The 18,417-nt window shown below is 52.2% G+C and carries 11 protein-coding genes; 10 read left to right on the top strand and 1 reads right to left on the bottom strand.

Annotation, left to right across the window (positions count from 1 at the left end; genetic code table 11):
* The first annotated feature begins 134 nt into the window (after positions 1–134).
* Together IM700_RS03330 and IM700_RS03325 are read left to right on the top strand one after the other, a co-directional pair.
* Positions 135–941 (top strand): formate/nitrite transporter family protein, encoded by an 807-nt coding sequence (locus tag IM700_RS03330; protein ID WP_155606778.1) that lies wholly within the window; start codon positions 135–137, stop codon positions 939–941.
* A gap of 175 nt (positions 942–1,116) precedes the next feature.
* Positions 1,117–4,161, top strand: a complete 3,045-nt coding sequence (locus IM700_RS03325; RefSeq protein WP_193416785.1) for an EAL domain-containing protein — start codon at positions 1,117–1,119, stop codon at positions 4,159–4,161.
* 64 nt (positions 4,162–4,225) lie between these two features.
* Here the strand turns inward: IM700_RS03325 and IM700_RS03320 are convergent, their stop codons facing one another.
* Complete coding sequence (locus IM700_RS03320) at positions 4,226–5,425, bottom strand: ROK family transcriptional regulator (RefSeq protein ID WP_193416784.1); 1,200 nt, start codon at positions 5,423–5,425, stop codon at positions 4,226–4,228.
* Between the two features lie 239 nt (positions 5,426–5,664).
* Between IM700_RS03320 and xylA the strand changes: the two genes are divergently transcribed.
* From xylA to IM700_RS03280, 8 genes are all read left to right on the top strand, one after another.
* Complete coding sequence (gene xylA, locus IM700_RS03315; RefSeq protein ID WP_193416783.1) at positions 5,665–6,981, top strand: xylose isomerase; 1,317 nt, start codon at positions 5,665–5,667, stop codon at positions 6,979–6,981.
* A gap of 108 nt (positions 6,982–7,089) precedes the next feature.
* Entirely contained in the window at positions 7,090–8,586 is a 1,497-nt protein-coding gene (gene xylB / locus IM700_RS03310) for a xylulokinase (RefSeq protein WP_193416782.1), read from the top strand.
* Positions 8,587–8,805: 219 nt separating this feature from the next.
* Positions 8,806–10,629: a sensor histidine kinase gene (locus IM700_RS03305; RefSeq protein ID WP_193416781.1), complete on the top strand. Its 1,824-nt coding sequence runs from the start codon at positions 8,806–8,808 to the stop codon at positions 10,627–10,629.
* The gene (locus IM700_RS03300; protein ID WP_193416780.1) at positions 10,622–12,154 is read left to right on the top strand and encodes a response regulator transcription factor; all 1,533 of its coding nucleotides are present in this window, start codon (positions 10,622–10,624) and stop codon (positions 12,152–12,154) included. The genes IM700_RS03305 and IM700_RS03300 overlap by 8 nt, the downstream gene beginning before the upstream one ends.
* A gap of 198 nt (positions 12,155–12,352) precedes the next feature.
* The gene (locus tag IM700_RS03295) at positions 12,353–13,849 is read left to right on the top strand and encodes an ABC transporter substrate-binding protein (RefSeq protein WP_193416779.1); all 1,497 of its coding nucleotides are present in this window, start codon (positions 12,353–12,355) and stop codon (positions 13,847–13,849) included.
* 82 nt (positions 13,850–13,931) lie between these two features.
* Positions 13,932–14,861, top strand: a complete 930-nt coding sequence (locus IM700_RS03290; RefSeq protein ID WP_155606771.1) for an ABC transporter permease — start codon at positions 13,932–13,934, stop codon at positions 14,859–14,861.
* 24 nt (positions 14,862–14,885) lie between these two features.
* A complete protein-coding gene (locus IM700_RS03285; protein ID WP_155606770.1) occupies positions 14,886–15,803 on the top strand; it encodes a carbohydrate ABC transporter permease in 918 nt (305 codons plus the stop codon).
* Between the two features lie 316 nt (positions 15,804–16,119).
* Positions 16,120–18,414, top strand: a complete 2,295-nt coding sequence (locus tag IM700_RS03280) for a glycoside hydrolase family 3 N-terminal domain-containing protein (RefSeq protein WP_193416778.1) — start codon at positions 16,120–16,122, stop codon at positions 18,412–18,414.
* Positions 18,415–18,417 lie beyond the last annotated feature (3 nt).

Below are 18,417 nucleotides of genomic sequence, written 5' to 3'. Positions count from 1 at the left end.
GTGCCCCTTGTAAATAGCGGCGAGACCGTTTAATCTAAAATTTGAATGAATTGGCACATTGCCGGATGGCAATGGCTAACAACGGATAAGCTAAATGAACACGAATAACAGAACAGAGAACAATGGGAGGCGTTATGGAGACAGAATCACTGTTGAAAGTCGAGGAGCTGGCGCTCAAGAAGTATAAAATTTTTATGCAAAGCCATCTCCGCTATATTGCTAGAGCCATGCTGGCGAGTATGTTTATCGGTTTTGGGGTGATCGTTGCTTTCAAGAGCGGGAACTACTTTTACCTAGAGCATTCGCCGCTGACCTATCCGATGGCCGCCATCACCTTTGGCGCTGCTATTATTCTGATCGCATACGGTGGCGGGGATTTGTTTACCGGGAATACATTTTATTATACATACGCCGCTTTAAGGAAGCGGCTGAAATGGCGCGACATCACGAAGTTATGGGTGTTCAGCTATATCGGTAACATCTTGGGAGCAGGGGCCTTCGCCTTATTAATCTATCTGACCGGCTTATTTGCCGATGCCTCGGTCAACACTTTCTTGTTAAGTGTGGTCGAACATAAAATGGCTACCCCGATCATGGAGTTGTTCTTCCGGGCGATTCTATGTAACTGGCTGGTATGTCTGGCGTTCTTTATCCCGATGGCCCTGCAAGGAGACGGGGCCAAAATGTTTGCCATGATGCTGTTCGTCTTCTGCTTTTTTATTTCCGGCTACGAGCACAGCATCGCCAATATGTGCACCTTTGCCATCGCTTTGGTACTGGATCACCCGGACACGATCTCGTTTGGCGGTGTCGTGCATAATCTGATTCCGGTAACGCTCGGCAATTTGGTTGGCGGAGTGCTGCTGATGGGCTTCATGTACTATTTCGCGAATAAACCGTATTTGGATGCGGAGGAAGCTTCCAAAACCCCGCATAAATAAACATATTTTCAAGGTAGGCGCCTCCGCTTTCGGAGGGGCCTATTTTTCTTGACGATCCGGGTATTTTAGCCTATGGGTTCCAGCCTAACTGTGATAAGATGAAACAAAATATGCATATTTTCGCGATTCGATGGGGGAACCCCACTCTTATCCTACCGTAAAGGGTGTATCGCTTATGAAGCGGGTCCGAATGTTGTTAATAGCAGGTATGCTCGTGTTTTCGATCATGGCGGGGTTAGGCGCTGCGACGGTCGAGGCGGAACGAAAGGTGGTTCGTTACCAGACGGAGCTGGACTATCCGCCCTATAAATTCAGCCAGAATGGGTTCGAAATGGGCTTCGATCTGGAATTGACTCATCTGATTTTTAAGGAGCGTGACTACACGCTGTTCTATTCCGCCTCCGATTGGAAGGAAGCTTATCAGGCGCTGGTTGGCGGTTCGGCGGATACGGCAGGTTTGATGGCAGTTCAGGAGAATCGGAAGCAGGATATTCTTTTTTCTAAACCGATCATGCAGACCTACATAGGCGTCTATGCCGGCGAGAGCTTTCAGGGCAGGCTGGGTACGGATCAATTGAATCAATATACCGTGGGGGTCGGCGCGGGTCAATATTCCGAGGAGATTCTGCAGTCGGAAGCCGGCGTAACGTCTTACCGTACATACCCTACCGTTGAAGCGGCCCTTATGGCTCTAAACCGGGGAGAAATCGACCTATTGTTTGAGAATGAGAACGTCGTCGATTATTTGATCGTGAAGCGGGAAATGACCGGTGAGGTTCATAAGGTATTGGAGGATCTGTATCCTCGGGATGTGGCTTATGGAGTCAGCAAAAAGACGCCGGAACTGGTCGATTACATCAACGGCCGAATGGATGAACTGAAGCGCTCGGGGGTCTATGAGGAGCTCTATCTGAAGTATTTTTTCACCCATTCGGAGTCTTTCTCGAACGCGATGCGAAATCGACTTATCCTTGTCGTCGGCTTGTTAGTCGGTGGAGTGGCAGCTAGTTATTGGCTGATCCGGGTCTACATCATCCGTTTGCGGCGCACGATTCATGGAGAACGGGGATTTTCCAAGGAAGTGCTGGATCATACCAATCTATTTATTTGGGCGGTGCAAAGCGATCGGACAACGGTGCGTTTCAATCGATATGCCGAATGGATTACAGGCATCCGGGAGGGAGAAGCAGTTGGACGGTCCTACATGGAGCATCTCCTGCTGCAGCATGCTTGCCGGGAGTTGATTCCGCTGTTGGACGAGGCGTTATCCCATCGCTTTGTTGATAACCGCGAGCTCAACCTGTTTTGCGCGAACCAAGGGAAAGCGAAGGCGTTTTTGTTCCGAACGGCGGTCATTCCCGGACTGCAGGGCGATCCGGACGTCTTCATCATGACCGGCGTGGACATCGAGGAGCGGAAGCAATTCGAGAATAAACTGCATCAAAGCTATCAGGAACTGGAGTCCGCCAATCTGGAGTTAACCGCCACCCAAGAGGAGTTAAAGGAGAACTATGATAAGCTGCTGGAAAACCAGGAGAGGCTGAGACGAAGTGAGGAACGCTATCGGCTGGTCGCTGACGCCTCGAACGGCGGCATTTGGGAGTTGGATCTGGAACGAAATCGCCGGTACTACTCGCCAAGGTGGTTTGAGCTGCTTGGGTATAGTCAAGAGGACCCGATTAGCACCCAGAGGCTGGAGCAGGTGATCCACCCCGACGATACCCCGAAAATTCAGCAGGAGATCACGGCACTGCAGGCAGGGGAAAAGGAAGTTTTCGAGTGCGAATACCGCCTGCTCTGTAAAGACGGGGAATACCGGTGGTTCCTGGGGCGGGGAAAAGCGCTGTTTAATGAACAGGGGCGTGCCTACCGGATGGTGGGCTCGAATATCGAGGTGCACCAATTGCGAATGTACCAACAGCGGATGCGGCATCTCGCTTATTACGACACGCTTAGCGATTTACCGAATCGTCTGTATTTGCTCGAAGAAATGGATGCCCTGGTTTCCAGGGCGAACGCCAAAGCGGCCCTCTTTTTCGTGGATACCGACAATTTTAAGTATATCAATGATACGTTAGGGCATAAATTTGGCGATCGTCTGCTGATGCAAGCAAGCTCCCGCTTGACCTCCCTGATCGAGGATACGGGTATGTTATTTCGGTTGGGCGGGGACGAATTCGTGATTTTGCTGAAAGATGTGGAGAGGGAACAGGCGACAGCGCTGGCGGACAAGCTGCTCCAGGGCTTCCGTGAGCCGTTCCGGATCGACGACAGCGATCTGTTCGTGTCGGTCAGCATCGGGATTTCGTTCTATCCGCAAGACGGCCGCACTCCTGAAGAAATCCTCAAGAACGCCGACGTGGCGATGTACGCAGCCAAAGAGGCGGGGAAAGGCAAATACGTCGTCTTCGATCCCGTATTTTTGCAAGCGTTTAATGAACGGGTGCATTTGGAAAAAAACCTTCGGCAAGCCCTGACCCGGGGCGAGTTTACCATCCACTATCAGCCTCAACTCGGGGTGCGCGACGGCCATATTTGCGGCTTCGAGGCGCTGATTCGCTGGAACAGCCCGGAACTCGGTTACGTGTCGCCCTTATCTTTCATTAAGATCGCCGAGGACAGCCGCCTGATCGTACCGATCGGTGAATGGGTGCTGGAAGAGTCCTGCGCCTTCGCCAAACGTCTGGAGGACGATGGATTCGGAATGTACAAAATCGCCGTTAATATCTCGGTCGTTCAGCTTCTTGAAGAGGACTTCGTCAGCAAGGTTCTGCGCATCCTGCAGCAGACGGGGCTGGCACCCGAGTGTCTGGAGTTGGAGATTACCGAGTCCATGATTATGGAAACGGTGGATTCGCTTGTGCCTAAGCTGAACGAACTGAAAGCCTTCGGTATTCAAATCGCTTTAGACGATTTCGGCACGGGTTATTCGTCACTGGGATCATTGAAGCAGATGCCGATTACGACGCTGAAGGTGGACAGAACGTTCATCGAGCATTTGCCGGAGCAGGACGACAGCCGCTCCCTCGCCAAAGCGATCGTGCTCATCGGACGAAAAATGGGACTTCAGGTCGTCGCTGAAGGCGTGGAGACGGAGCAACAGATGCAGCATGTTCGGCGAGCCAAATGCGATATTATTCAAGGGTATTATATCAGTAAGCCGCTTCCGGAGGCCGGTATCCGCGAGTTGCTGCGAAGCTATCGGCCACAAATGATCTAACGCAACAAATAACCCGCAGGATCGTGAAGTAAACTCACGAATCCTGCGGGTTATTATCTATCGCTTAAATTCCGGCCGGCGTGTTGCCTTCCTGCGCTGGAACGGGATCCGGCTCGCTGAGGAACATGGTAATCGGCATGGATGCCGCGCCCAGCGCTGTAGAACGGATACCTAGATTGGCGAAGGCGACTCCGCTTTTCTTCCGGTGATAGGATAAGCTGCGGTTCTCGATGGTGCGCAACATGGCGTCTTGCAATAGGTCTCCGGCAAGCGATAGGCGGTTGCCGATCACAATCAGCTCCGGATTCAGGATGTTAACCAAATTGGCCAATCCAACGCCAAGCTGGGCGCCGATTTCATTCAGGAGCTGCACGGCCCGAGGCTCGCCGTCGCGAGCGAGCCGGATAATTTCCTCCAGATCGGGGTGCGAATCGTTCCACAGCTTGGCTGCCCGGTCGAGCAGCGCCTTCTCCGAGGCTAGCGTCTCCCAACAGCCGCGGTTGCCGCAGCGGCAGAGGGGACCGTTCTCGGCGACGGTCATGTGGCCAACCTCGCCGGAGAAATTCGATGTGCCGCGGTACAACTCGCCGCCAACGATGATACCGGAGCCGATACCAATGCCTATACTCAGGTAAACCAGATTTTGGGCCTCGCGGCCGGCGCCGTAAAGCTTCTCGCCAATGGCTCCGGCGTTGGCCTCGTTATCAATATGCAGATTGGTCCCAAATTCGGAGGCCAATGGATCGTACAGGTCCACCTGGTTCCAGTCCAGGTTGGGCGCCGATACAACGCGGCTCTTGTCGTCGACGAGCCCAGGCACCCCGATCCCGATCCCAACGATACCGTACGGGGATTCGGGGAGTTTTTTGCTAAACTGGCGGATCGTTTTGCGAATCTGTTCGACCACATGGTCCGGGGTGAAATCGGCGAGCGCAACCGTTTTTTCCAGCAGAACGTGGCCTTCCAGGTCGACGAGCACGGCCAGCAAATCATTTACGCGGATATCGATGCCGACCGCATAACCGGCGCTGCGGTTAAAGAGAAGCAGAGTAGGCTTGCGTCCGCCGCTAGATTCGCCGGGGCCGATCTCGGTGACAAGCTGGCTGTCGATCAATTCGGAGACGAGGGACGATACGGTCGCCTTGTTCAACCCAATCGCGGCGGAAATATCCGCGCGAGACAATGGCTGACGTTGACGGATCGTATCCAGGACGATGGTTTTATTCATTTTTTTGATGAGCTGCTGGTCGCCTGTGATTTTCATATAAACTCCCTCGTTATACCCATGCCTCTAGGCACGGTGAATGTATGTCTATACGCATCATAACATAAATGACCTGGGTTTAATCAATAACTTTGTTAGTTTACTAGACAAACTAAGTGGAACGTGATACGATCTAGGTGTAGAAAGCATGCTCCCGTGATCGGGTGGGCATGCTACTTATAATCCACAGGATGTAAAGGCTTACTTAAAATTTAATTTCTGGCTGGGAGGAATTAGTGGTGAGTTATTTTAAGAACATTAGCAAAATTCAGTATGAAGGCGCAGGTTCCAACAATCCGCTGGCATTTAAACATTATAACGAGAATGAAGTCATCCTCGGCAAATCGATGAAAGAGCACCTGCGTTTTGCAGTTGCTTACTGGCACACGCTGACGATGAACGGTAGCGACCCGTTCGGTCAAGGTAACATGATTCGTCCTTGGGAAACGGTAAGCGGCTTGGATCTTGCGAAAGCCCGCGTAGAAGTGAACTTTGAATTCCTGGAAAAGATCGGCGCTCCTTATTTCTGCTTCCATGACGTTGACGTTTCTCCGGAAGGCGCTACGCTGAAAGAATCGAACGAGAACCTGGATGTTATCGTTGCTAAAATCAAGGAAGGCATGAACCAAACCGGCGTGAAGTTGCTGTGGAACACAGCGAACATGTTCTCCAATCCGCGTTATGTACATGGCGCAGCAACAACTTCGAACGCAGACGTATTCGCTTATGCTGCAGCTCAAGTGAAGAAAGGTTTGGAAACGGCTCTTGAATTGGGCGCTGAAAACTATGTGTTCTGGGGCGGACGTGAAGGTTACGAATCCCTGTTGAACACGGATATGGGTCTGGAACTCGACAACCTGGCGAGATTCTTCCAAATGGCAATCGACTACGCGAAGGAAATCGGCTTCAAAGGCCAATTCTTGATCGAGCCGAAACCAAAAGAGCCAACCAAACACCAATACGACTTCGACGCAGCTACAACGATTGCGTTCCTGCAAAAATACGGCTTGCAAGACCACTTCAAACTTAACCTGGAAGCAAACCATGCGACGCTGGCTGGTCATACGTTCGAACATGAACTGCGCGTAGCTCGCATCAACAACATGTTGGGTTCGGTCGATGCCAACCAAGGCGATATGCTGTTGGGCTGGGATACCGACGAATTCCCAACTGACCTGTATTCCGTAACGCTGGCTATGTATGAAATCCTGCAAAACGGCGGCCTGGGCTCCGGCGGCGTCAACTTCGACGCGAAGGTAAGACGTAGCTCCTTCGAGCCGGAAGACCTGTTCTATGCTCATATCGCAGGGATGGATACCTTTGCGAAAGGCTTGAAAGTAGCCGGCAAAATGATCGAAGACAAGTTCATCGAGAACCTGTTGAATGATCGTTATGCCAGCTTCAAGACGGGAATTGGCGCGGATATCGTATCCGGCAAAGCCAACTTCAAAACACTGGAAGCTTATGCTTTGGAGCACAGCCACATCGTCAACAAGTCGAACCACCTCGAGCTGGTTAAAGCCCGCCTGAACGAATACATTTTCGGAACGAAATAAGATTCAAAAGTCGGCTTTTCACGCACAACTTTTTCAAAAAGGGACGCTTGCCGTCCCTTTTTGTGGTATAAAGCCCCTTTCGGGGACATGCGAAGGGAGAGTATCGCAATGAAGTATGTGATTGGCATCGATCTAGGGACCAGCTCGGTCAAGACGCTGCTCGTGAACCAAAACGGGGAGATCGCCGGTGAGGCGTCGGCTTCTTATCCGCTGATTCAAGAGCGTCCCGGGTTCAGTGAGCAAGATCCCGAAGAATGGGTAAAAGGAACAATGACTTGCTTGAAGCAATTGCTGAAAGAGAGCGGCGTAGCGGCTGGAGACGTGGAGGGCGTATCCTTCTCCGGTCAAATGCACGGATTGGTCCTGCTGGATGAGCAGAACAATGTGTTGCGCAACGCCATCCTGTGGAACGATACACGGACGACGAAGCAATGTCGTGACATTGATGCAAAGCTGGGCAGCAAGCTGCTCGACATTACCCGCAACGCCGCGCTGGAAGGCTTCACGCTGCCGAAGATCCTCTGGGTTCAGGAGAATGAGCCGGAGCTGTTCGCTAAAGCTTCGCGGTTCGTGCTGCCGAAGGATTATTTGCGTTACCGCATGACCGGCCAAGTGCAAATGGAAATCTCCGATGCGGCGGGAACGTTGTTGCTTAACGTACCGGAAGGCCAGTGGAGCGAAGAGATCGCTGCAGCCTTCGGGCTTCCGGCTGGCTTCTGCCCGCCGCTCGTAGGCAGTACCGAGAACACCGGCTCGCTGCAGCCAGAGTTTGCCGCAGAGTCCGGTTTGTCGGCCGGCACGAAGGTATTCGGCGGCGGCGCCGATAACGCCTGCGGCGCGGTTGGCGCGGGCATCGTCCGCAAGGGCGACGCGCTTTGCAGCGTCGGCACATCCGGTGTCGTGTTGACGTACGAAGAAGACAAGAACAAGGATTTCGCCGGGAAGGTGCATTTCTTCAACCATGCGCATCCGGGTGCTTTTTACGCCATGGGCGTGACGCTGGCTGCAGGTTATTCCTTGAGCTGGTTCAAGGAATCGCTGGCGCCGGAGCTTAGCTTTGACGAGCTGCTGAAGCCGGTGGGCGATATCGCGCCGGGTTCGGAAGGGCTGCTGTTCACCCCGTATCTGGTTGGGGAACGTACGCCGCACGCGGACAGCGTGATCCGTGGCAGCTTCATCGGCCTGTCCGGCACGCATCGCCGGGAGCATTTGGCTCGCGCGGTGATGGAAGGGATCACCTTCTCGCTGCAGGAGTCGTTTGACCTGTTCGGCGCAGCCGGCATCGAGGTCGAACGCGTCATCTCCATCGGTGGCGGCGCCAAGAATCCGGTTTGGTTGCAAATGCAAGCGGATATCTTCGGCAAGCCGGTTGTGGCGTTGAAGAACGAGCAAGGCCCGGCGATGGGTGCCGCGATGATGGCAGCTGTCGGCAGCGGCTGGTTCGGCAGCTTGAAGGAATGCGCCGATGCTTTTATCGGCTACGCCAAGACGTATGAGCCGATCCCGGCCAACGTGGAGAAGTACGCACGCCTCTTCAAGCTTTACCAGCAAGTCTACGCGGCGACCCGTTCGCTGAACGAAGGGCTGCAGGAATTCCGCGGGTAAGATCCCGGCTCGGATCAATTCGCTATACATGAGAAGCGCCTGTTCCTATGAGGAACAGGCGTTTTAAATTTAAGAATGTTGCAGTTCGTGCAACATTTCAGCCTATTCGCCGCATTACGGGCAGGCAGCCCGGGAGCTTGCCCCCAACCCGCCAAGAACGGCTAATCCCATGTAGCCCCAAAGGCATGGTATAATTGACCTTGCACGAGGAGGGAAGACATGTTCATTCGGAACATTTACCGGAATTACTTCAAGAACAACTTGTTCATGAAGATCATCTTGTTTTTCTCGGTGATTACGATCGTTACGATCATTACGTTTTCATATTTAATGTTCATGTTTATGTCCGAGTCCGCGGTGCAACGGCAGCTGGATATCCAGAAGCGGGCGATCGAAAGCGTCAGCGATTACATCGGAGGCAAATACGACTCCGTGCAGTCCATGGTGCGGGACATTTATCGCGATGAGGAGCGGGCCTCGAACACTTCATTTTTTTTGGAGCATCCGTATCAGGATTACGTGAATTACCGTCTAGACCGATTCTATATGGAAAATAGTTCGTCTACGGACACCGTGTTGTATTTCCGCAACGTGGTCGATGATGATCCGGACATTCGTAGTTTGATGTTATATAGCGCGGATCTGCAGCAGCTGTATGTCTTTGGCAGCGATAAGCAGTTTAAGATTATCCCCACCAATCAGGCCCGATCGTTCGTGCCCGATGTAATGTATCAACAGGAAGGGATGAACGTGGGGATCTCCAATATATGGGTGCGCAAAACGGTGGGTTTACCGGATACCCCGATGTATTCGGTTCGCATCCCGATCAGCAATAAGCTAACGCTTCGCAACATTGGTCAACTGGACGTTTATTTCGATACGGCGAATGTCTGGGGCAGTCTGGCGATGTACAGAGAAGACCTGAAAGGTTCAATCCTGGTCTTGTCCGCGGATGGCAACGTGCTGTTCGATACCTCCGGAACTTATTATGGCCGGAAATACCCCTATACCGAGCAAATTAACTCATTGTACGACACCGGGGTGCTCGGCAACGGGATGATCGCCACCAAGCTGACGCAAAGTCAGGGGGGATTCACGGTGCTCAGTACGGTCCCGAAAGAGGAGTTGGCCAAAACCTATCAAGGACTGCGCAACACGATCCTAACGATCAGTTCCATTTGCATTCTGTTTGCCATCCTCATCCCGGCTCTATTCATCAGCAATTTCGCCAAACGCACGAACGGCATTATCCGATTTACCCGGAGAGTACGCAATGGCGATTTCACGGCGCGGATCACCGATGTACGGGAGGACGAGCTGGGGCAAATCTCGAAAAGCTTTAACGACATGTTGGACGAGCTCAATTTGTATATCGACCGGGTGTTTAAAGCGGAGATCAAGCAGCAGCAAACGGAGCTTGTTGCCTTACAGGCACGGATTAACCCGCATTTCCTGTACAATACGCTTGAGGTCATCCGCATGCGGGCGATCTCCCAAGGGGCCAGGGATGTGGGTGAAATGATCTACAGCTTATCCGTCCTGTTCAAGAGCATGGTGCAGCAGAAGAAAAACTATACGCTGAAGGACGAGCTGGAAGCCTGCCGGTTGTATTTGGAATTGTTCCGCATCCGTTACAAAGATCGCTTTAACTATGAGATTGAAGCCGATCCGGCGCTCTACGGCAAAGCGCTCGTCCGGCTTTCCCTGCAGCCGATTGTGGAGAATTATATCGTTCATGGGATTCGAACGGACCAATTTGATAATCAGATCTCGATTGAAGTGCGGGAAGACGGGGATACCCTGGTGGCCGTGGTACATGATAACGGGAAAGGCATCGAACCGGATCGGCTTGCGGAAATCCATCGGGAATTGGAGCGGGAGGAAGAAACCGGGCAAATGTTCGGTTTGCGTAGCGTGCATACGCGATTGCGTTTCTTGTACGGTCCGGCTTACGGGATAGAAATCGACAGCGCGCCCGGTTCAGGGACAACGATCATCGTTCGTTATCCCAATCGGGAAGGAATGGAGGGCGAAGATGTATAAGGTGTTTATCGTCGATGACGAACCGTTTATCATCGAAGGTTTATATGATATTGTCGACTGGCCGAAGTTTGGCCTCGAAATCGTCGGGCATGCGGAGAACGGTCAGCAGGCATTGGATGCTCTGGGTTCAACGCCGGTCGATGTATTGATCACAGACATCTCCATGCCGGTGATGAACGGGTTAACGCTAATCTCCGAGGCGAGGAAGCTTCACCAGGAACTGAAAGTCATTATTTTAAGCGGGTTCAACGAGTTCGATTATCTCAAAGAAGGCATGAAGCTAGGCATCGAAAACTACTTGCTGAAACCCATTAACCTGGAGGAGCTGGAGTCGACGCTGCGCAACACCGTGCAGAAGCTGGACAGCCTGCAGTCGGATGGACTATATGACGCCTATGATGTCCAGATTCTAAAGGATAACACGCTGTACCGCTGGCTGAACGGGCAAATCGCAGCCGCCGAATTTGAGGAGCGGGCCGAGCTGCTCGGACTGAATTTACATGGGCCTTGCGCCGCGGTTTCCGTATTGCGCACGGATGGCAATTCGGCCGAAGTATTCGAACGAACCGAACGTTATCTCAAAGAGCAACGGGGGATCACCCTTTTCCGTGATGTGGACGGCGATATCGTGATTGTGGGTTCCCTCCCCAAAGGGGCAGTGGAAAAAAGGATATTTGCAGAGTTGATGGAGAACCTGTCCCTGGAGCTGTCTGTCATGAACCGGATGATCCAAATCGGCGTTGGAAGCGTGGGCCGGCTTCCCGAGGCGGCTTCACTCAGTTACAAGGAAGCCAAACGCGCTCTAGAGTACTACTTGATTTATCCGGATCGGCGGACGATTGAATATAAGCTGCTGGAAGGCGATCACGGCGGCAACAGCGTTCTGGAGAGCGGTTATCCGCTGGCATGGGAGGAGTACGCCAAGCTGATTTTGGCTAAAGATAAAGAAGGCTTGAAGGAGTGCATTTACCGTGATTTTGAGCAGTTGAAGCAGCTGGAGGGTGTCCGCCCCGAGGATTTGCAGAACGCTGCATTGGAGCTGGTTGTCCGCTTTAAGATGGAGCTTCAGCATATTAAATATACAGAAGAGACGGACTTGTTTAAGAAGGCGCTCCAACGTGTGCAACGCTGTGAAACATACCAGGGACTGATCGAAATTCTTGAGGGCTTAGCAGAGGAGACGGTTTGCTCCTTGCTGCAGGACGCGAAAAATCCGGTCGTGCATCAAGTGTTGACTTACATCGATACGCATTATGCCGATGAGTTGTCGCTAAAAACGCTAGGAGCGCAATACCATATTCATCCGGTTTATCTTGGACAGTTATTTCATAAGGAGACCGGCGTGTCCTTTGCAGAGTACATTAACAAGTACCGAATTGATAAGGCGAAGCTGCAACTCAAAAACACCAATCTCAAGGTGCAAGAAATCGCCCGGAAAGTAGGATATTGGGAAATTGGTTATTTCTATAAGCAGTTTCGAAAATACGTGGGGATCTCCCCCACCGACTTTAAAGCGCTGCATTAGATAGGAAGGGGATGGGTACCCTGGATCAAGGAGATTTAGGCCTGCCGGAAAGGTAGGTTTTCCTTGGATCCGGGGTATTGTCCTTTTCTTTAATTTGTACCTCGATTTTTTAAGTTTATCTTCTTTTTGTAACGGCTTTCATCCGGTAAGGTTAAGTTAGTTAAACAAAACAAAAGAGCTTCAAAAGGGAGGATCAGCATGAGTAAAAACAAAAGAAGTTTTTCTTTCGTACTTGCCACTCTGATGGCCTTAGTACTTGTACTAAGCGCATGCGGCGGTAACAAGAACGCTGAAAGCAACAGCAGCAACAATGGGGCAGCAGCGGGCAATTCGGAAGAAGCGGTCAACCTGATTTGGTACACGATCGGGACGCCTCAAAAAGACGTAGACCGCGTTATGGAAGAAGTCAGCAAGTACACCAAAGAGAAAATCAACGCAACGATCACCATGAAAATGATCGACTGGGGCGATTACACGCAAAAAATGCAAGTTAACGTTGCTTCCGGTGAGCCGATGGACATCGTCTTCACTTCCGCCGGCGGTTTCGACTACGTACAAAACGCTAGAAAAGGTGCATTCCTGGAGATTGATGATCTGCTCGAGAAATACGGACAAGATCTGAAAAACACCATCGACCCGGCCTTCCTGGAAGGTTCCAAAGTCGACGGCCATAACTACGGCATTCCTGCCAACAAAGAATTGCCTCAACAAGAAGTATGGCGCTTTAACAAAACTTTGGCTGACAAATACAACGTAGACATCACTAGCGTTCGTTCCTTGGAAAGCATCGAGCCGTTGCTGAAAACGATCAAGGAAAACGAACCAGGCGTAACGCCTTTTGCAATGGACAAGAACTACGTTCCTTACGTGCCTTATGATTACATCATCCAGAACTTGCCGATGGCTGTGAAACTGGATACGACCGATTATAAAATCGTAAACATCCTGGAAACGCCTGAAATGCAAGCAGCTCTGAATCAAATGCACAAGTACTATCAAGCGGGTTATGTTGCTCCTGAAGCAGCAACAACTGGCTCTACCAGCGACCTGATGACTTCCGGTCAATGGTTCATGGACCGTGCGCAAACCCAGCCGCTGGCTGATAACCTGTGGTCTGCAAGCTACGGCTACCCTGTGGTTTCCACACCGGCTAGTGATGCGATCATCACGAACACTTCCGTTCAAGGTTCGATCATGGCGATCTCCGCGAACTCCGAGCATCCAGAGAAAGCAATGGAATTCCTGAACCTGTTGAATACCGATCCAGTGTTGCGTAACATGGTTGACTCCGGGATCGAAGGCGTTCACTACAAGAAACTTGACGACACGCACTACGAAAACTTGGCAGAATCGAAAAACTACGACATGCCATCTTACTCTTTGGGCAACAACATGCTCCTCTACTTGAACCCGAACGACGCAGACGACAAATGGGAGCAATTCAAGAAGTTTAACGCAGAAGGCGTCAATTCGCCGATCCTGAGCTTCAACTTCGACAGCACGAAAGTAGCAACTGAAATGGCAGCCGTACAGAACGTAAAAGAACAATTCTGGTCCTCGCTGATGACCGGTACGGTTGATCCGGCAGATTACTTGCCGAAAGCGATCGAAAAATTCAAAGAGGCCGGCCTTGACAAGGTCATTGCTGAAGCCCAAGCTCAGCTCGATGCCTGGAGAGCTGCGAACAACAAGTAACAATTAAAGAAACGAAAGGGATCGGGCGGGTGATTGTTGCGCCCGATCCTTTTTCATTATTTTTCGACAGGAGGGGAACATCATGACTGCATTTTTCAAAAACCTGCTCAAGAATAAAGTCATGTTATTTATGGTGTTGCCAGGTGCCGTCTGGTTTTTCTTTTTCTCGTACCTTCCATTGGTCGGTACGATTACGGCGTTTAAGCAATACCGCTTCAGCCGTGACGGTTTTTGGGCCAGTATTGCCCATAGCAAATGGGTAGGCTGGGATAACTTCAAATTCCTGTTCAGCACCAACGATGCTTTTACCATTACTCGCAACACTTTGTTTTATAACCTTGCCTTTATCTTCATCGGACTAGTCCTTTCTGTAGCTATGGCGATCTTGCTGTCCGAGCTGGTCGGCAAAACGATGGCTAAAGTTTATCAAACCGGGATGTTCCTGCCTTATTTCCTTTCCTGGGTTATTGTTGGCTATTTCGCGTTCAGCTTCCTGAGCATGGACCGGGGGATGATTAACCAAATCCTAGGCTGGTTTGGCGCGGAACGGATTAACTGGTATTCGGAGCCGAAGTATTGGCCTTATATCTTGATTTTCGTCAACCTGTGGAAATCGATCGGCTATAACAGCGTAGTCTACCTGGCTTCAATTATGGGGATCGACAAATCGCTTTACGAGGCGGCGATGATCGACGGGGCCACCAAATGGCAGCAAATTCGGAACATTACGGTTCCTCTGCTCTCCCCGATCATTATTATCATGACGCTGCTTGCGGTAGGGCGGATCTTCTATGCTGACTTCGGCTTGTTCTACCAAGTGCCGAGAGATTCGGGCACGCTTTATCAAGTGACTAACGTCATCGACACTTACGTATACCGCGGTCTGAAAACAACCGGGGAAATCGGCATGAGTACGGCAGCTGGCCTTTATCAATCGGTGGTAGGCTTTGTTCTTGTTATGGTTTCCAACTATGTCGTGCGAAAAATTGATAAGGACAGCGCCCTATTTTAAAACAGCTGAAAGGAGTGTCAGAGAATGGCGGAGATTGCTAGAAAAACCAAAGATTTTCATAACGTCTCTCGCGGTTGGAACGCCGTTTTGCACCTGATTGCAGGGATTTTCTCGTTCTTGTGCGTGTTCCCCTTTATCTTCGTGGTCATTATTTCTTTCACGGATGAAAAAACGCTGGCAACGGACGGCTACCGGTTGTTTCCGGCCAAATGGAGTCTGGAGGCTTACCGTTTCGTGTTCGAAAGCGGCGATTCGCTGCTTCGCTCTTACGGCGTGACGATTCTGATTACCCTCGTGGGAACCGTGATCAGTTTGATCATGATCTCGCTTTACGCTTACGCCATCTCGCGGAAGAGCTTCCGTTACCGGAGATTTTTCTCCGTATTTGCGATCGTTACGATGCTCTTTAACGGCGGGATGATCCCGACTTACATGGTGGTATCCCAGTTGATGGGGTTGAAAGATACGTTGTGGGCGCTAATTTTACCGCTTGCGATGAATGCATTTTATATCATGATTTTACGTACGTTCTATAGTACGAGCGTTCCGGAAGCGATCATTGAATCGGCGCGGATTGACGGCGCCGGCGATTTCTTTATCTTCCTGCGCATCGTCCTGCCGCTGTCGCTGCCGGGCTTGGCAACAATCGGCTTGTTTAGCACATTAGGTTATTGGAACGACTGGTTTAACGCGCTGCTGTATATCGACAATCCGAATTTGGTGCCGTTGCAATCGATGCTGATGCGGATCGAATCGAGTATTGCTTTTATCCAACAGAACTCGCAAAACAGCTCGCTGAGTTTGACCGCGCTGCAGTCCATTCCGCAAGATACGTCGCGGATGGCGATGGTCGTGCTTGCGACATTGCCAATTATTTTTGCTTATCCGTTCTTCCAGCGGTATTTTGTACAAGGACTTACGGTAGGCGCCGTCAAAGAATAATATAGAGGATGTTCAAAAAGTCATCTTCCCATCACGAGGCAACTCATGAAGCTTATTCGGCGTCGAATCTTGAATTCAGCCGGGCCTAAAGCGTAGGCTTCCGAAGTATGTTTCCTTCGGAAACATTTCAGTTGCTCACGTAGCCTCCAGCTACGCTGCGCTACTCAGTCCCTAGCTTCATCCAACCTTCTCGGTGCTGGAAACCTAACTTTTTGAACTCGATTTGAACTCTATTAAAACCTAATTCCAACTCTTGTTTTATCCCCTTTTGAACTCTTTTGTATTGAGGAAAAATTTAAGGAGCGAGGTGGAGACGTTGCTTTACAAAGACAGATCGAAACCCGTCCCGGAACGAGTGGAGCATTTGCTCGGACTGATGACATTGGAAGAAAAGGCCGGCCAGCTGGTCCAGCCTTTCGGTTGGCAGACCTATGAGCATAAAGACGGAGAGATCAAGCTGACCGATTCGTTTAAAGAGCAGGTGCAAAGCGGAGGAATCGGCTCGCTGTACGGCGTGTTGCGCGCCGATCCGTGGACAGGCGTGACGCTGGAAACCGGCTTGTCGCCGCGCGAGGGCGCAGAGGCGGTCAACGAAATCCAACGTTATGCCATCGAGAACTCGCGCCTCGGCATCCCGATCCTGATCGGGGAAGAGTGCTCGCACGGCCATATGGCGATCGGCGCCACGGTCTTTCCGGTGCCATTGTCGCTCGGCAGCACCTGGAACGTGGAGCTGTACCGCGAGATGTGCCGGGCAGTGGCCCGGGAGACGCGCAGCCAAGGCGGCGCGGTCACCTATTCCCCGGTCCTCGATGTCGTGCGTGATCCCCGCTGGGGCCGGACCGAAGAATGCTTTGGCGAAGACGCCTATTTGATCGGCGAAATGGCCGTGGCTTCGGTCGAAGGCTTGCAAGGGGAACGTCTGGACGGAGAGGACAGCGTGGCAGCCACGCTGAAGCACTTCGTCGGCTACGGCAGCTCCGAGGGCGGCCGCAATGCCGGCCCGGTTCATATGGGGCGGCGCGAACTGCTGGAGGTCGACCTGCTGCCGTTCCGCAAGGCGGTGGAAGCCGGTGCGGCTTCGATCATGCCGGCCTATAACGAGATCGACGGGGTACCTTGTACGACCAACGAAGAATTGTTGGACGGCATTCTTCGCGGCGAGTGGGGTTTTGACGGCATGGTCATCACCGACTGCGGCGCGATCGACATGCTCGCTTCCGGCCATGACGTGGCGGAAGATGGACGGGACGCAGCGATCCAGGCGATTCGCGCGGGCATCGATATGGAGATGTCCGGCGTGATGTTCGGCAAGCACCTGGTGGAGGCGGTACGTTCGGGACAGCTGGAGGAAGAAGTGCTCAATCAGGCGGTACGCCGCGTATTGACACTGAAATTCCGACTGGGGCTGTTCGAACAGCCGTACGCCGACCCGGCGCGGGCCGAGCGGGTCATCGGCAGCACGGAACATGTGGAGCTGGCACGGCAATTAGCCAGAGAAGGTATCGTGTTGCTCAAGAATGAAGGCGTGCTGCCACTGTCTGCAGACGCCGGTAAAATTGCCGTCATCGGCCCGAATGCCGATGTGGGCTACAACCAGCTGGGCGATTATACCTCGCCGCAGCCACGCTCGAAGGTCACGACCGTGCTGGGCGGGATCCGCAGCAAGCTGGCCGGGACACCGGAGCGAGTGCTGTATGCTCCAGGCTGCCGGATTAATGGCGACTCTCGAGAAGGATTCGACGTGGCCTTGTCTTGCGCGGAACAAGCAGACACGGTGGTTATGGTTGTCGGCGGCTCGAGCGCGCGCGACTTCGGCGAGGGGACGATTGACCTCCGAACCGGTGCATCGAAAGTGACCGGCAATGCGCAGAGCGACATGGATTGCGGCGAAGGCATTGACCGCATGAACCTCAGCTTGTCCGGTGTACAGCTAGAGCTGATTCAAGAAATTCATAAATTGGGTAAACCGCTAGTAGTGGTTTACATCAACGGACGGCCGATGGCTGAGCCTTGGATCGATGAGAATGCCGATGCGATTCTGGAGGCATGGTATCCGGGTCAAGAGGGCGGTCATGCTGTAGCGGATATTCTGTTCGGTGACGTGAATCCTTCCGGGCGACTGACGATATCCGTTCCGAAGCATGTCGGACAGCTTCCAGTCTACTACCATGGCAAACGTTCGCGGGGGAAACGCTATTTGGAAGATAATTCCCAGCCACGGTATCCGTTTGGCTACGGGCTGAGTTACACCGCGTTCAATTATAGCAACTTAACGGTAGAGTCCGATACGATCGAGACGGACGGCACTACGAAGGTGTCGGTTGAAGTGACGAACGTGGGCGACCGGGCTGGCGCGGAAGTGGTACAGCTGTACATCTCCGACGTTGCTAGTACCGTGACTCGGCCGGCGAAGGAGCTGAAGGGGTTCCGCAAGGTATTCCTGCTGCCAGGCGAGACGCAGACGGTGGAGTTCCCGGTTGGTTCGGAACAGCTGCAGTATATCGGACGGGATTATAAACCGGTGGTGGAGCCGGGGGAATTCCGGGTACATGTCGGCAAAAATGTGAATGATACGCTGAGCGCCAATCTCTTTGTGCGGGAGGGTTAAAAT

This window comes from Paenibacillus rhizolycopersici, assembly GCF_014947195.2.
Classification (GTDB): domain Bacteria; phylum Bacillota; class Bacilli; order Paenibacillales; family Paenibacillaceae; genus Fontibacillus; species Fontibacillus rhizolycopersici.
The sequence above is the reverse complement of the archived record's forward strand: the minus strand, read 5'-3'. Positions and strand labels throughout refer to the sequence as shown.

Coding starts and splice junctions, on each gene's coding strand:
- xylB (WP_193416782.1), top strand. CDS start 7,090: ATGAAGTATGTGATTGGCATCGATCTAGGGACCAGCTCGGTCAAGACG.
- IM700_RS03305 (WP_193416781.1), top strand. CDS start 8,806: ATGTTCATTCGGAACATTTACCGGAATTACTTCAAGAACAACTTGTTC.
- IM700_RS03285 (WP_155606770.1), top strand. CDS start 14,886: ATGGCGGAGATTGCTAGAAAAACCAAAGATTTTCATAACGTCTCTCGC.
- IM700_RS03290 (WP_155606771.1), top strand. CDS start 13,932: ATGACTGCATTTTTCAAAAACCTGCTCAAGAATAAAGTCATGTTATTT.
- IM700_RS03295 (WP_193416779.1), top strand. CDS start 12,353: ATGAGTAAAAACAAAAGAAGTTTTTCTTTCGTACTTGCCACTCTGATG.
- IM700_RS03330 (WP_155606778.1), top strand. CDS start 135: ATGGAGACAGAATCACTGTTGAAAGTCGAGGAGCTGGCGCTCAAGAAG.
- IM700_RS03320 (WP_193416784.1), bottom strand. CDS start 5,425: ATGAAAATCACAGGCGACCAGCAGCTCATCAAAAAAATGAATAAAACC.
- IM700_RS03300 (WP_193416780.1), top strand. CDS start 10,622: ATGTATAAGGTGTTTATCGTCGATGACGAACCGTTTATCATCGAAGGT.
- IM700_RS03325 (WP_193416785.1), top strand. CDS start 1,117: ATGAAGCGGGTCCGAATGTTGTTAATAGCAGGTATGCTCGTGTTTTCG.